Below are 13,974 nucleotides of genomic sequence, written 5' to 3' on the forward strand. Positions count from 1 at the left end.
CCCATTTGGGTTCATTATGGCTTTCGGCCTCGAACTGGCGCACTTTATCATTGTCAGGAATATCTCCAATGGCTCAGTTCAGGCGTCGATGCCCAAAATCGTCCATATCATTACCCGTTTCGTGAATGGCGGTGCGGACGAGAACACGCTGCTGACGTGTAATGCGCAGGCGGAGGCGCATGATGTGACGCTGATCCATGGCGCCGAGAACTCAGGCCGCATGATCGCTCAGCTCGATGCGCGGGTGCGCAGGATCTGCGTTCCCTCGCTCGTTCGCGAGATTGCGCCGGCAAAGGATCTTGCGGCGCTGGCCCGGTTGTCGGTTCACCTGCGCCGGTTGCGGCCCGATATCGTTCACACCCATACGAGCAAGGCCGGCGTCATCGGACGCATGGCGGCGTTGGCGGCGCCGGGCGCGGCAATCGTGCACGGCGTCCATATTCTCTCCTTCAATGCGGAAGGCGGTGTCAGGCGCCGGCTCTATCTCGGCCTCGAAAGGCTGGTGGCGCCTGTCACGCATGCCTTCATCAATGTCAGCGAGGGTATGCGGGAGGAATGTCTTCAGCATGGCCTTGGCGAGGCCGCGCGCCACTGGGTGATTGCAAGCGGCATGGAGGTCGACCGGTTTCGCGGAGCGTCGCCTGCCGACTTTCCGTCCGCCCGTTCTGGCGGCGAACGCCCCATCCGCATCTGCTATGTAGCGGCGCTGGAGCGGCGCAAACGCCACCGGGAACTGTTGAAGGCCGTCGTCCCGCTTCTGCGTATGTATCCGCATGTGGAACTGATATTGGCGGGCGAAGGACCGGAGCGTGCCGGGCTCGAAGCTGCGGCGAGAGAGGCTGGCATCGAGAGCCAGGTTCAATTTCTTGGATTCCGCGACGATATCGAATCCGTTCTCGCCGCCAGCGACATCTGCGTTTTCACCTCCGAGCGCGAGGGGCTGCCGCGCGCTCTCATACAGTATGCGCTGGCGGGAAAGCCGATCGTTGCAACCCGGCTTCCGGGTATCGAGCGCGTCCTGCGCGACGGATCCAACGGCTACGTCGTGAGCGCCGATGCATTCGACGAATTTGCCACCCGGCTGCAAGCGCTCATTCTCGATCGTGACTTGCGGGCGAGGATGGCGGCGCAGAGCCAATCCATTGATTTCTCCGATTGGGATGGCCAGCGCATGACGGGGCAGCTGGAAGCGGTATACCGGAAGCTGCTGTCGGGGAGGACGCGGGGCGGGCGCGGGAGCCGCGACGCGCAAAGGACAGGAGATGTGGCATGACCTATCTTCTGCCCATCAGTCTTCTCACGCTTTTCACGGCGCTCAAAATAGGTACGGGCATCGTCGTGCTGCGCCCGTTCGATGCTGTCGTGGTGCTTATGGCCCTCGCCGTCGCGGTAACGCCGCTGTCCGGCCTGCGGCCGCGCCCGTTTGGATTGTTCGTTCTCCTGCCGTTTTTTGTGTGGCATGTGCTCTCCGCGCTCACGCTCGGCGCGGGAAATGGCATTCGGGAGGCATTGCAGATCACGTTGATGACCGGCTTTGCAGCGACGATCATGCTCAGTGTCGAGCGCATAGATTATCGGATTGCGGGCAGGGTCATGATCGCCGGTCTTGCTTTCGTTCTTGCCTACAACATCATCTGGCACGTCTCTCATGGTTACGGGGTGGGCTGGAAGCACCTCAACAATCCAAAGGCGGTCTTCGGCTATTTGCCGATGGCGCTTGGATGTCTTCTTCTCTTTGCGGCTCCGGCGCAGCGCCGTCTGTACTGGCTCCTTTGGGCAGGACTTCTGGTCATCATTGTCCTTTCCACAGAGCGCAAGGCGCTGATCATCTACCTCATTCTGACCGCGATGTTTCTTGCGCGCGGACGCGTTCTTGCCGCGCTTCCGGTGGTTGGGCTCGGTGTGATGGGCCTCGTCGTGATTATCAACCTGTTTGCGGCGCAGGATTTTACGCGCCAGCTTCGCACCCTGTTCAATCCGATCGAGGCTGGCGCCTCCGCGGCGCTGGTAGCCCGCGGTGTGACGCCGGAATCGCTCAGCAATGCCCAACGGACATTCTCTTTCAATGTGGCGAACAGCTACTTCAGAGAGTCGCCCGTCATAGGCATTGGCACCAATGGCTATTTTGAGAGGGTACAGAAGCAATATTCCTATCTGCCCGCCTATATGCGGCTCGGCATCCACAACGAGTTCCTGCGCGTTGCTACGGAGAATGGCATTGTCGGCCTTGTTCTTTATGCGGCGATCCTGATTTTTTCCTGGGTGAGGTTGCGTCGTTGCTTGCGCCATCTCCGATCCGTTGGCCGGATCACGAAGGCGCAGGAATACGTGATGCCTTTTGTGCTGTTCACGGCACCATTCATGTATCTCGCGTTTGACGCCTCGGGGACGCCATCTTTCGCGGTCCTGACTATTGTCACATTCATGCCTGATCTCGCGTTTGCGGCGCTGCGTCAGCGTCCGGTCAAGATGGCGGTGCCGTCAGGTGCACGACAAGAGGGCGTGCGGCGCGTAGGCGCCGAGCCGCTTGCTGCGGAGTGAAGATGCATATCTCCGTCATCATGACCTGTCACAATGAGGAGCGCTTCGTAGAGCAGGCAATCCGTAGCGTCGTCGCGCAGACGGCGCGCGGCGACATCGACGAGATCCTCGTCGTCGACGATGGGTCGACAGATGGCTCGGCAGCGCTGCTGAAGAAGCTCGCCACCGAAATTCCGGAACTCAGGATTGTTACGCTCTCCGGGGTTGGGCTGCCGGCCGCGCGCAATCGCGCCATCCGCGAAACGCGCGGCGATCTGATTGCCATTCTGGATGGTGACGATTTCTGGGCGCCGGATAAGCTTGCGCGCCAGTGCCCGGCCTTCGATCTCGACGAGAGGATAGGGCTTGTCTACAGCGATTATGTCGACTTCACTCGGGCCGATCTTTCTGATGCGCAGCCCATTGCGGTGCGGCGCTTCAGCGAGACGACTCCTGACATGCTTGCGGAGTACTTCGTTCATGATGGGCCGATCGTGCCGTCTGCCGTCGTTCTGAGACGCGCGGCTCTCGACGAGGTCGGGCTTTTCGACGAGGACATTCGTCTCGGCGAAGATACGGAAATGTTCCTGCGCCTCGCAGAGAGATGGAAGTTCAGGCACGTGCCGGGTGCTCTCTGCTTCAAGAGACGCCACAGCTCCAATCTCACCCGGCGTCTGGACACCCTGTTGCCCGTAGCGGCGCGTATGACGGAACGCTTCGTCGCGCGCAATCCCCGGCTGGCCCCGTTAGCTGACCGCCGTATGGCGCGGCGTTACGCGCGGACCGGAAACGACTGCGCGCAGCACGGGGAGAAGCGGAAGGCAATTACGTTGCTCATCAAGGCGATCCGTCTCGATCCGCTTTTCTGGCGTCCATATGTCTATCTCGTGCTTGCGCTTGTGCCCCGCCGCCTGAGTGGCTTCCTTCGCCTTGCTGCGAAAGCGGTATTTCATTTCCGTCGTATTTCGTCCAAGCCTGAATCCGCGCTCTAGATTCGCGGGACCTCACTTCCAGTAGGCGATGCCCATGCTTGCTTCACTTGCCGAAATCGAACATCTGCTGCGCAAGCCGGGCTCGCCCGAGGAGCCTGTCGAACTCCAATGCGCGCATGGTTCTGTGACGGCTGCGGCGGCAAATGACGAGGCGTTCCCGGTTGTGCAGGGGCAGCCCGTTCTCGTGGATTTCTCCGATAGCGTCGTGAGGCCTGAATGGTTCGCGAAGGTGCAGGAGAGCTATTCGTTGATCGGCACGCGAAGAAAGGTGTCGCGGATCATAAAGGGGCGGCTTTTCGGAACGGCGGGTGTCAGTTCGCGTAATTTCGCCCGGCTTCGCGATCTTCTTGAATCCGCATTGGCGGAGCGGCCGGTGGTGCTCATGGTCGGCGCGGCCACCAAGGGGATGGGCACGGATATCCTCTATTCCGACGCCGCCATCAGGCAGATTGCGTTCGACGTCTATCCATCGGCACTCACCAATTTTGTTGCCGACGCGCATAAGATCCCCCTCGCAAGCCATAGCGTCGACGCCGTGTGCATCCAGGCGGTGCTCGAACATGTGCTTGATCCGCGGCAGGTTGTGGCCGAAGTCGATCGAGTGTTGAAGCCCGGCGGCCTCGTATATGCCGAGACACCCTTCATGCAGCAGGTGCATGAGGGTGCCTATGATTTCACGCGGTTTACCGAGCTGGGGCACCGATGGCTCTGGCGGAATTTCGAGACGCTGGAGCGCGGCGCTCTCGGCGGGCCGGGCTTGTCGCTCTACTGGTCGGTGAAATATTTCCTGCGCGGACTGACACGCAGCAAGGCTGTCGCGGATGTGGCGAGCATTCCGTTCGGTGTCTTCGCGCTGCTCGACCGGCTCATTCCGGAAGCACATAGGGTCGATGGTGCGAACGGAGCCTATTTTCTGGGCCGCAAGGGCTCTCATGCTCTGGCGGTGGGGGAAGTCATTGCCGAGTACCGGGGAGCGCAGCGTTGATGGGGGGCGAGCGAATTGCGGATTTAGCCAGGCGATATTGGCTTGAGGCGTCGGTATTCCTCATCGCCAATGGATTCCTTGTCGCAGTGCTCGGCCTCAATTCGCGGCCTGTCGGGCTCGCCGCATGGACGTCGAAAGCGGCGGAGCTTGCCGCGTTCTCGTTGCCTCAGAGCAACTTCTACCCTATCGGTCCGGCGCTGCTCTTCTTCCCATTTCACATACTGGGCCTGAATGCCGTCTGGCCGCTCTTTTTTTATTTCAACATTGGGCTCTTTCTCTACGCGCAGATTTGCTGGCGGATTGAGAACAGGTTCGTTGGCAGGATGGCGCTTCTGGCTATTCTGCTTAATCCCTATTTTTTCTGGCTCCTGAAATCCTCTCAGGACACGGTGCTGCAATTCGCGCTTCTCACGGCGGCGCTTAGATGCCTCATCGCGCGAAGGCTCGTGGCTTACAGCTTGCTCGCCGTGCTTGCGTCGGTCGTTCGTTCGACGGACATCTTCGTTTTCGCCGGACTGGCGCTGCTCATGTATTTTCAGGAGCGGCGCGCCATCTGGGCTCTCTTTCCGGCTCTTTATGCAATCGTCATCATGTTCAATTTTGCCCAGTACGGCAGCGTGTCGCCGTCGCTGAACGGCGGATATAATGTCTTTCTCGGCCAGCACCCGCTCTATTCGGTCGCCCATCCGCGTTATGACATTGATAAATTCTTCGAGCGTGAAGGGCATGGCGATCCCAATGCGCTTTTCGGGATGCCGCGTACGCTGGCGAATGAGAAGCAGCTCGATGAGAAATATCGCAGCCTCGGCCTTTCCTTCATCGCCGAAAATCCGCAGCGCTTTATCTACATCTCGGCCATCAAGCTCGAGAATTGGCTGTTCAACTTCGAGAAGGTGCCGAACCTGTCGGGCGACTTCTATCTGTCGAAAGATGGGAAACAGGTTGTTGTGGCATCGCTGAGAAGCCACGGGCTCGCGGTCGATGCCGCCTATATCGTCTACAAGATATTCTACAATCTCCTCTTTGCGGTTGCCTTGTTCCTTGCCGCAATGGCGCCGCGATATGCGCTTCGAAGTCCATATCTCCCGTTGCTGCTGCCGATGTTCTTCGTCGCGCCCGTTATTCTCCTGACCTTTCCCGATACGCGGTTCAAGATCGTCTATGAAGTTCTGGCCCTGCCGGCCATACTTGTCTTCGCCGCGGAGGCGGGTGCAAGACTGAAGGTGCGAACTGACGGGACGCAGGTCTGAACGGCAATGGCGCGCATCCTTTATGTGATTAATGGCTTTGATCCGGGTGGCGCCGAGCACGGACTTCTCATGCTCATTCGCAACGGGTTCTTCGCCGGGCATGAACTTGCAGTGATGGGCTTCTGTCATGGGCGCGGTGCGCTGGCGGAGGAAATTGCAGCGGCGCTCGGGGCCTCCCGACTCGAGATTGTGACGCCGGGCAAGGTCCTCACGCTCAGAGGCTGCTATCGCGGGGCGATTGCCTTGTGGCAAGCGCTGCGACGGCAGAGGCCCGACCTGGTGGTGCTTTCCCTGAAGCAGGCAAATGTTGTCGGGCGGGCGGTGCTCTGTGCGTTCCCTGGCATCCGCTGCATCTCGTTCGAGCACATAGCGCGGTACAGGGCGCGGCGGGCGGAGCGCATCTACCGCTATCTCCTCTGGCTGCTCTCCTTTCGGGTGGATGAAATCTGGGCCGATTGTCAGGAGACGCTGCGCGAGACGCGCCGCTACTTCATTCCGCGTCGCCGGCGGGAGACAGTGGTGCCGCTCTTTCAGGCCGACGCAAAAGTGGAAAAGACCGATTACGAAATCGCCGGTCCGATCCGGATCGCGGGCGCCGGTCGTCTCGTCGACCGGAAGAATTTCGACGTGCTTATCGACGCGGTATCGCGCTTGAGAGGCGAGGGGATGGACACTCGGCTCGATATCTTCGGCGACGGACCGGAGGAAGCTGCACTGGCGCGGAAGATCGACGCCGAAGGGTTGGCGGAAGCGGTCCGGCTTCGCGGCTATAGGGGCGACTGGCTGGCGCAGGCCGCCGGCTGCGATGTCTTTGTCAATATGAGCGACACGGAGGGCTTCTGCATCGTGGTCGCGGAGGCCCTGTCTGTCGGTCTGCCGGTCATTGCTACCAATGTGGGCGGAATTCGAGATTACGGCGTCGATGGATTGAATATGCTAAAGCTGCCAGCCGTCGAATCGTCCTTGCTCGTGTCGGCGATCCGGCAGCTTGTTGCCGATAAGGCCCTCAGGCGGCGTTTGGGTGAGCGTGGCCGCGTCGACATGCGTCGCGATTATTCGGCTGAAGCAATCGCGAGCTGCGGGGGCAGTGTTCTTGGGGAGGCGTGATGGATTCTTCCAGCTTTTTGCTTTCCGGTCGCCGTAGCGAAGGCATTGCCCTTGCGATAATCGCGCAGGTAGCGTCGGTGTTTCTGGTGCTTCGGTTCATCGGCATTCACGCCTGGGACGATGGCGCCATCACCCTTGCGTTTTCAAAGACCTTTGCCGAAACAGGCCGCATCGCGCTGACCGCCTCTTCAGAGCAGGTCGAGGGATTTTCGTCGATTTCGTGGTTCCTTCTTAATGCCCTTGCCGCCCTGTTCCGGCCGGGATTTGAGCAGGCGATCGCAATCAGCCAGCTATTCGCAGCTGCCTTTGTGACGGTCTCTCTGTTCTTTCTGAGCAAGCTGTGTCGTGCGCTTGCCTTTCCACCACTTGCGGAGGGGGTGACGCTGGTCTGCTTCGCAATATCCGGCGCCACCATTGCGGAAACCGCCAACGGCATGGAGATGACCCTGCTCGCGGCCTCCGCGCTCGCACTCGTTCATGCGACTTATTTCGTGCCGCATCGCGCCTTGGCGATACTTGCTCTCATCCTGTTTGTGACGACGCGGTTCGAGGCGATCTTCTATCTTGCCTTCCTGCTGCTTCCCCTGTGGTTTCGCGGCAGGCGCATCGAAATGCTTCTGTGGGCGGCCCTTGGTGGGGCGGTATTTCTGGGCCTGGCGGGCCTCAGGTGGATCATGTTCTCAGACATCCTGCCCAACACCATTTGGGCAAAGATGCATGAGCCCTATAGCGTGCATGGTCTGCGAGGCTTTACGCGGCGAATAGAAGCGGCGTTTGAATTGCCGAGGCTCGTATTTCCGTTGCTTCTGGCGACGGGCGTCGGAGCGGCTATTCAATGGAAGCGCCAGCGTCGTCTGACATGGCCTGCGGACTGGAAGGCAGGCCATGTCGACCTGTTGCTGATGCCCGTCATTGCTGCGGAAATTTTTTCGTTCGTAAGCAGCAAGAACTGGGGCTATGCCGGCAGGATGCAGTTTTTTGCGTTGCCTTTTGCGCTGCTGCTGATCGTTCAGGTCTTGCTTCGGATGGGGCTTTTTGCCGATAGCAGGAGGCGCATTGCCATTTCGCTGTTCATCGTGACGATCGGCCTTTCCTGGTGGAACAGCGCGAGAATCCATTTTTCCGAGATGTTTTATGAGGCGACCGGCAGCGCATATTTTGAGGCCGGGAGATCGCTCGTTACGCCGGCGACTTTCCGGGATGTCGGCTTGAAAGTCGAAGACATCCGGCAGGTACTGGACAAGCCGGTGATCGTCTACATGACGCCTGATGTAGGCGGCGTAGGTCTTTGCTGCTCGAATATTCGCGTGGTCGACATAGCCATGCTGACCAATCGTACATTGGCCCGCGGAGGTTATGGCGCATTGCCTTCGGTGTTGCAGGATGAGCGGCCGGATGTCATCGAAGTGCACGAGGTCTGGGCGACGGATTCGAAGATTTATGAAACCCGCCCGTTCGCAGAGAGCTATGAGCCGCTGGTCGTTGGTGGCACAAGGTTTTATCTGCGAAAAGACGTGTTGGAAAAGGTGAAGCGGTCCGGTCTCGCGCAATAGGCCGATATCGCCCCACGCTCACATATGTGAAGCCCTGTCGCGCGGCTTTCGCGGGCTTGTAGAGGTTGTGCTGTTCAATCTGGACCGGCGCCATCATTATAGCCGGCGCGGTGCGGAATATTCTGACTTCAATCCGAGATAAGCCCGCGACGATCAAGATATCAGAGGCGGCATCAGACCGGATCGGCGGCTCATCTCATATTCGTTTGCGGCTGTCTCCGTGCGACGCGCCGCTTGGCCAGGCCGTTGAAATACGCGCGCCCTGGCTCCTCCACGTAGCGGTAAGTGAGGGCCGATATGGAGACGACGAGCGCCAGGTAGGCGATGGTGAATAGGTCCATCATCCACGCATTTCCAAGCGTCAGCATTTCAAACTTGTGGCTCTGATATGCCGTCGGAATCATGAGGTTGATGTGGAGCAATTGCTGCAGGACGCGGCTCGTCCCACCAATGATGGCCAGAACAAAAGCATGCACCAGGTAAATCGAAAATGACCACTGTCCGAGGTAGTGAAAGGGCTTTGTCTTCATAAGCCGGGAGACGGAACCTCTCTCTCGGGCAAACAGGAAGACCGAGAAGCCGAAGACAACCGGCGTGAACATATCGGTGACCATGAGATGCAAACAGGAGACGTAAGCGCCGATCCCGATGAGTGTCGCGATTTCTACGAGGCTGGATAGCGGTATGTCACCTTTGTGGAGTTTTTCATGGAGTGCGTACGTGATCACGCCGGCAAAGAAGCCGTAGAGGCATTTGAATATGCCGTAGTCATAAGTGGCGCCAAGGCTTCCATGGTTGAATGTCTCAAGAGTGCCGATCGACAGCGCAATGATGAGTATCGAGCAAAGAAGGAGATGGCGCCGGAATGCCACAAGTGTCAGGGCAAAAACGACGTTTGCCCAGAGTTCGGTGCTGATGCTCCAGCTTGGGCCGTTCCATGTGTAGGTGGAATGAAGCCCAAGCGAGTGAACCAGTAAAATATTGGTGGCTATTGCGAATGGCTCCGTCGGGCCTGTAAACGGCGCGTCGCCTGCGGTGACGTGCAGAAACGCCATCGTGCCCCACTTCACACATTCAAGGCCGACAAAGAGGCTTAGCATGAAGATATGAAGGGGCCACAGACGCCCTACGCGACGGACAAGAAAGTCAGCCGCGTCGCCGGGCGTTGTGACCCGATCGTTATATGCGTGCGCCAACACGAAGCCGCTGAGAACAAAGAAGAAGTCGACAAATGCTCCAGCATTTCGGATTGGTGGAAAGTAGAAAATGTGGCTCGCCGCGGAAAGGTGAAACAGCGCTACAAGAATGGCGCAAATTCCGCGCCATCCATCGAGTACTGCAAACCTGTTCATCGATCAGCGCCCCACGCTCACATATGTGAAACCCTGTCGTGCCACTTCGGCGGGTTCGTAGATGTTGCGCAGGTCGATCAGGACCGGCGCCTTGAGGGCCTGCTTCAGGCGCGGCAGGTCGAGGGCGCGATAGGCGTTCCATTCGGTGATGATGACCACGGCATCGGCGCCTTTCCCCGCGTCATAGGGGCCGTCGCAATAGGTAATGGACTCGGGCAGGAGATGCTTTGCCTCCTTCATGCCTTGCGGATCATGCGCACGGATCCTCGCACCTCTGGCGATGAGGCCAGGCACGATGTCGAGCGACGGCGCATCGCGCATGTCGTCTGTCTCCGGCTTGAACGTCAGGCCGAGCACGGCGATGGTCTTTCCGTCGACCGAACCGCCGCAGGCCTCAATCACCTTGTCGACCATCTTCAGCTTGCGCTTGGTGTTGACCTCGACGACCGTTTCCACGATGTGGATCGGCGCGCCGAACTGCTGCGCAGTGCGAACAAGCGCCAGCGTGTCTTTCGGGAAGCAGGAGCCGCCATAACCGGGGCCCGCATGGAGGAACTTCTTGCCGATGCGGCCGTCAAGGCCGATGCCGCGCGACACGTCCTGCACGTTCGCCCCTGTCTTCTCGCAAAGATCGGCGATTTCGTTGATGAAGGTGATCTTGGTCGCGAGGAAGGCGTTGGCCGCATATTTGATCAATTCGGAGGTGCGGCGGTTCGTGAAGAGAAGGGGCGTCTCATTCAGATAGAGCGGCCGATAGAGCTTGCGCATCACCTCCCGCGCGCGCTCGTCCTCTGCGCCGACCACGACGCGGTCCGGACGCTTGAAGTCGTCGATTGCCGCGCCTTCGCGCAGGAATTCGGGATTGGAGGCGACGGAGAAATCGCCGTCGGGCCGGACGCGGCGGACGATGCGCTCGACCTCGTCGGCCGTTCCGACCGGCACGGTCGATTTTGTGACGATGACTGTATAGCCCGTCATCGCCCGGGCGATATCCTCGGCAGCCGCATAGACGTAGGAGAGGTCCGCATGGCCATCGCCTCGCCGCGTCGGCGTGCCCACGGCGATGAACACGGCATCGGCGCCCGCGACACCTTCGGCAATATCGGTGGTGAAGGAAAGGCGGCCTGCGAAACGGTTGCCATTGACCAGCACGTCGAGCCCGGGCTCATAGATCGGGATCTCACCCCGGTTCAGGGCCTCGATCTTGGCGGTATTGGTGTCGATGCACACGACCTGATGACCGAAATCGGCAAAACATGCACCTGAAACCAGCCCGACATATCCGGCCCCGATCATCGCGACTTTCATAACGTGTCTCGTCCTTTCATCTTCCGCTCCGGCGGCAGCGCTTCCTGCTTTCGGTCCATCGCTGGACCAAATTCAGGGGCGCCGCCGCCGGCCGGCATATTGCCATGTCTTTGCTGTCAGGCGAATGTAGAAAACGCTGTCGCCACCGTAGTGGACCTGTCGGGCGACCATTTCACCCCGGTTGGACCGATGCATCGAGGCGCACCCGGTCGACGATGATGAGCCTTTGAGGGAAGCATGACGATCTTGGTCACTGGAGCCGCCGGTTTCATCGGGAGCCATGTGTGCCGGCACCTTCTCGACCGTGGCGAGGAAGTCGTCGGGATCGATGATCTCAACGCCTATTACGACCCGAAGCTCAAGGATGCCCGGCTCGAATGGCTCGTCGGCTCGAAGGGGTTTACCTTTCTCAAGGGCGACATTGCGGATGCCGCCGCTCTCGCGGAGGCGGTCGGCGGGCGAAACATCGTCAAGGTGGTGCATCTCGCCGCTCAGGCCGGGGTGCGCTATTCGCTTGAGAATCCCCGCGCCTATATCCGTTCGAACGTCGCGGGACAGCTCGAGATCCTCGAACTCTGCCGCCATCTCAAATCTCTCGAGCATCTTGTTTATGCGTCATCGAGCTCCGTCTATGGCGGAAACGACAAGGTTCCTTTCCATGAAAGCGACCCCGTCGATACGCCTGTTTCGCTCTATGCCGCGACGAAGAAGGCCGATGAGCTGATGGGGCACGCCTATGCGCATCTCTTCGGCATACCGCAGACGGGCCTGCGCTATTTCACCGTATACGGACCATGGGGCCGGCCCGATATGGCCTATTGGAAATTTACCAAGGCAATCCTCGAGGGAAAATCCATCGAGGTATTCAATCATGGCGAGATGTGGCGCGACTTCACCTATGTCGACGATATTGTAAAGGGAACCGTGGCGGTGCTGGATCGTCCGCCCTCCGGCGACGGCGTTCCGCACAGGATCTACAATATCGGTAACAACAGCCCCGAAAACCTGTCGCGGTTCATCGACATTCTCGAAGAGATCATCGGCGTGAAGGCGGTGCGCGTCCTGTCGCCCATGCAGCCGGGCGATGTGGTTCGGACCTATGCCGATATTTCCGCGCTCGAACGCGACTTCTCCTTCAAGCCGAGCACCTCGCTTCAATCGGGGCTGACCAGCTTCGTTGCCTGGTATCGCGACTACTTCGACATCTGAGACGTTGCTGGTTTCACAGCCGTACAAACCCTAAACTCTCTGCAATCCGGCGGGGGCCGGTGTGCATGAGGGGCGGGGATGAGGCGTGTTCTGGCGATTGGTCTGGACGGCTTCGACATAGGGCTGGGAGAACGCCTCATGTCGCAAGGCCGTCTGCCAAACCTGCAACGCCTGCGCGCGGACGGAGCTTCATTCCTGCTCGATCATGGGCGCGACAAGCTTTCGGGCCTTGCCTGGGAGCATGTGGCGAGCGGTCTCGCGCCGTCGGATGGCGGGCGCTGGTCGGCGGTCCGCTTCGATGCCGATGCCTGCGATGTGTTCCAGGATGAGGGGCGGGCGCCTTCTTTTCTGCCGCTGCTCGATCAGCCGGTCGTCGCGTTCGACCTTCCCTATTGCCATCTCCCGAGGGACGGGAAGGTGATGGGACTGGCGAATTGGGGCGCGCATGACCCCGGCGTTCCGACCCATGCCAATCCCCCCGGCCTTGCGGAGGAGATCGAAGCGCGTTTCGGTCCGTATCCGGCTGCGGACTTCATCTATGGCTTTTGCTGGCCTTCGGTCGCGAAGACCGAGGCGTTGAGCGCGGGGCTGGTCGCCGCCGTCGAAAAGCGCAAGGAGATCGCACTCTGGCTCCTTGGCGAGCGCTTGCCCGACTGGAACCTCGCGATCATCGTTCCCTCGGAAGCGCATTCTGGCGCGGAGCCGCTCTGGCACGGGGTCGATCCGGCTCATCCTCTCCATGCCCATCCCTCCGCCACGGCGGCGCGGGATGGCCTCATCGCGATATATGAAGCGCTTGACCGATTGGTCGGGAGCCTCGCCGACGCGTTTCCCGACGCGGCCCTGCTTGCCTTTTCCATGCATGGCATGGGCGCGAACGAGGCCGACGTGCCGGCCATGGCGCTGCTGCCGGAGCTTCTCTATCGCCGTGCCTTTGGCAAGCCATGGATGCGGGCGTTCATTCCCGAGGAGCGGCTCCCGGACGGGACGCCGCTCTTGCGCGAAGACGAGACATGGGAGCAGCTCCTTCGCAGGCTTGTGCCTTCGCCGGATGCGCCGCGCGGGTTCAGAAGGACGCTTGCGAAAATGGGCCTTGGGCCGAGAGGCGGGATGGAAGCGTTGCGTCGGCTTCACGCGCCCGGCCGCATTGGCTGGATGCCGGCGACGCGCTATCGGCCCTTCTGGCCGCGCATGGATGCATTCGCTCTTCCTGCATTCTATGACGGCCAGATTCGCATCAATCTCGAAGGCAGGGAGGCGCAGGGCCGCGTGCCCGCATCGCATTATGAAGCGCTTCTGGCGGAGCTCGAAGCGCTTCTCTCGGAATGCCGCAATCCGTTGACCGGGGGGGCGGCCATTCGTGAGACCTACAGACCGGCAAAAGCAGCGCAGGAAATCGGACCCTACGAGGCCGACCTCTATGTGCTCTTTGAACCGAATCTGGTGGGGCTCCAGCATCCTGGCCTCGGAACCGTCGGCCCGCTGCCCTGGCGCCGGACGGGAGGCCATTCGGGCGATTGGGGCTTTCTTTTCGGTGCGGGGCCAGGCGTTCCGAGGGGGGCGAATGGAACCGCCAGTTCCTTCGACGTGGTCCCGACGCTGATCGCGATGCTCGGCGGGGATCCGAACCTTGTCCGAAGCGGCAGCCCATTGTTCAACCCTGCCTGACAGACGAAAATGCAATCCATGTGTTATGTG

At 60.1% G+C, this 13,974-nt stretch carries 11 protein-coding genes; 9 read left to right on the plus strand and 2 right to left on the minus strand.

Going from position 1 to position 13,974, the window contains the following annotated elements; genetic code table 11:
• The first annotated feature begins 88 nt into the window (after positions 1-88).
• The 7 genes from ABFC66_RS08705 (at position 89) to ABFC66_RS08735 (ending at position 8,407) form a co-directional block, all read left to right on the plus strand.
• Positions 89-1,273, plus strand: coding sequence for a glycosyltransferase (locus tag ABFC66_RS08705; RefSeq protein ID WP_346740557.1), 1,185 nt, complete (start codon positions 89-91; stop codon positions 1,271-1,273).
• A gap of 65 nt (positions 1,274-1,338) precedes the next feature.
• Positions 1,339-2,541 carry an O-antigen ligase family protein gene (locus ABFC66_RS08710; RefSeq protein WP_346740558.1) on the plus strand — a complete coding sequence of 401 codons (1,203 nt, stop codon included), beginning with the start codon at positions 1,339-1,341 and terminating at the stop codon, positions 2,539-2,541.
• A 2-nt stretch (positions 2,542-2,543) separates the two neighbouring features.
• Positions 2,544-3,512, plus strand: coding sequence for a glycosyltransferase (locus ABFC66_RS08715; protein ID WP_346740559.1), 969 nt, complete (start codon positions 2,544-2,546; stop codon positions 3,510-3,512).
• 34 nt (positions 3,513-3,546) lie between these two features.
• Complete coding sequence (locus ABFC66_RS08720) at positions 3,547-4,497, plus strand: class I SAM-dependent methyltransferase (RefSeq protein WP_346740560.1); 951 nt, start codon at positions 3,547-3,549, stop codon at positions 4,495-4,497.
• A complete protein-coding gene (locus ABFC66_RS08725) occupies positions 4,497-5,747 on the plus strand; it encodes a hypothetical protein (RefSeq protein WP_346740561.1) in 1,251 nt (416 codons plus the stop codon). The genes ABFC66_RS08720 and ABFC66_RS08725 overlap by 1 nt, the downstream gene beginning before the upstream one ends.
• 6 nt (positions 5,748-5,753) lie before the next feature.
• Positions 5,754-6,854, plus strand: a complete 1,101-nt coding sequence (locus ABFC66_RS08730) for a glycosyltransferase (protein ID WP_346740562.1) — start codon at positions 5,754-5,756, stop codon at positions 6,852-6,854.
• Entirely contained in the window at positions 6,854-8,407 is a 1,554-nt protein-coding gene (locus ABFC66_RS08735; RefSeq protein ID WP_346740563.1) for a hypothetical protein, read from the plus strand. Before ABFC66_RS08730 ends, ABFC66_RS08735 begins: the two co-directional genes overlap by 1 nt.
• 191 nt (positions 8,408-8,598) lie before the next feature.
• On the opposite strand, the gene ABFC66_RS08740 is transcribed toward ABFC66_RS08735, so the two are convergent.
• Both ABFC66_RS08740 and ABFC66_RS08745 read right to left on the minus strand, forming a co-directional pair.
• Entirely contained in the window at positions 8,599-9,759 is a 1,161-nt protein-coding gene (locus ABFC66_RS08740; protein WP_346740564.1) for an acyltransferase, read from the minus strand.
• A gap of 3 nt (positions 9,760-9,762) precedes the next feature.
• Positions 9,763-11,067 carry a UDP-glucose/GDP-mannose dehydrogenase family protein gene (locus tag ABFC66_RS08745; protein WP_346740565.1) on the minus strand — a complete coding sequence of 435 codons (1,305 nt, stop codon included), beginning with the start codon at positions 11,065-11,067 and terminating at the stop codon, positions 9,763-9,765.
• Positions 11,068-11,304: 237 nt separating this feature from the next.
• Between ABFC66_RS08745 and ABFC66_RS08750 the strand changes: the two genes are divergently transcribed.
• Both ABFC66_RS08750 and ABFC66_RS08755 read left to right on the plus strand, forming a co-directional pair.
• Positions 11,305-12,276 (plus strand): NAD-dependent epimerase/dehydratase family protein, encoded by a 972-nt coding sequence (locus ABFC66_RS08750; RefSeq protein WP_346740566.1) that lies wholly within the window; start codon positions 11,305-11,307, stop codon positions 12,274-12,276.
• A gap of 78 nt (positions 12,277-12,354) precedes the next feature.
• The gene (locus ABFC66_RS08755; protein WP_346740567.1) at positions 12,355-13,944 is read left to right on the plus strand and encodes a hypothetical protein; all 1,590 of its coding nucleotides are present in this window, start codon (positions 12,355-12,357) and stop codon (positions 13,942-13,944) included.
• Positions 13,945-13,974: the final 30 nt, after the last annotated feature.

The sequence above is a fragment of the Parvibaculum sp. genome, from assembly GCF_039680535.1.
Lineage (GTDB): Bacteria > Pseudomonadota > Alphaproteobacteria > Parvibaculales > Parvibaculaceae > Parvibaculum.

Coding starts and splice junctions, on each gene's coding strand:
- ABFC66_RS08705 (WP_346740557.1), top strand. CDS start 89: ATGCCCAAAATCGTCCATATCATTACCCGTTTCGTGAATGGCGGTGCG.
- ABFC66_RS08715 (WP_346740559.1), top strand. CDS start 2,544: ATGCATATCTCCGTCATCATGACCTGTCACAATGAGGAGCGCTTCGTA.
- ABFC66_RS08720 (WP_346740560.1), top strand. CDS start 3,547: ATGCTTGCTTCACTTGCCGAAATCGAACATCTGCTGCGCAAGCCGGGC.
- ABFC66_RS08725 (WP_346740561.1), top strand. CDS start 4,497: ATGGGGGGCGAGCGAATTGCGGATTTAGCCAGGCGATATTGGCTTGAG.
- ABFC66_RS08730 (WP_346740562.1), top strand. CDS start 5,754: ATGGCGCGCATCCTTTATGTGATTAATGGCTTTGATCCGGGTGGCGCC.
- ABFC66_RS08735 (WP_346740563.1), top strand. CDS start 6,854: ATGGATTCTTCCAGCTTTTTGCTTTCCGGTCGCCGTAGCGAAGGCATT.
- ABFC66_RS08740 (WP_346740564.1), bottom strand. CDS start 9,759: ATGAACAGGTTTGCAGTACTCGATGGATGGCGCGGAATTTGCGCCATT.
- ABFC66_RS08745 (WP_346740565.1), bottom strand. CDS start 11,067: ATGAAAGTCGCGATGATCGGGGCCGGATATGTCGGGCTGGTTTCAGGT.
- ABFC66_RS08750 (WP_346740566.1), top strand. CDS start 11,305: ATGACGATCTTGGTCACTGGAGCCGCCGGTTTCATCGGGAGCCATGTG.
- ABFC66_RS08755 (WP_346740567.1), top strand. CDS start 12,355: ATGAGGCGTGTTCTGGCGATTGGTCTGGACGGCTTCGACATAGGGCTG.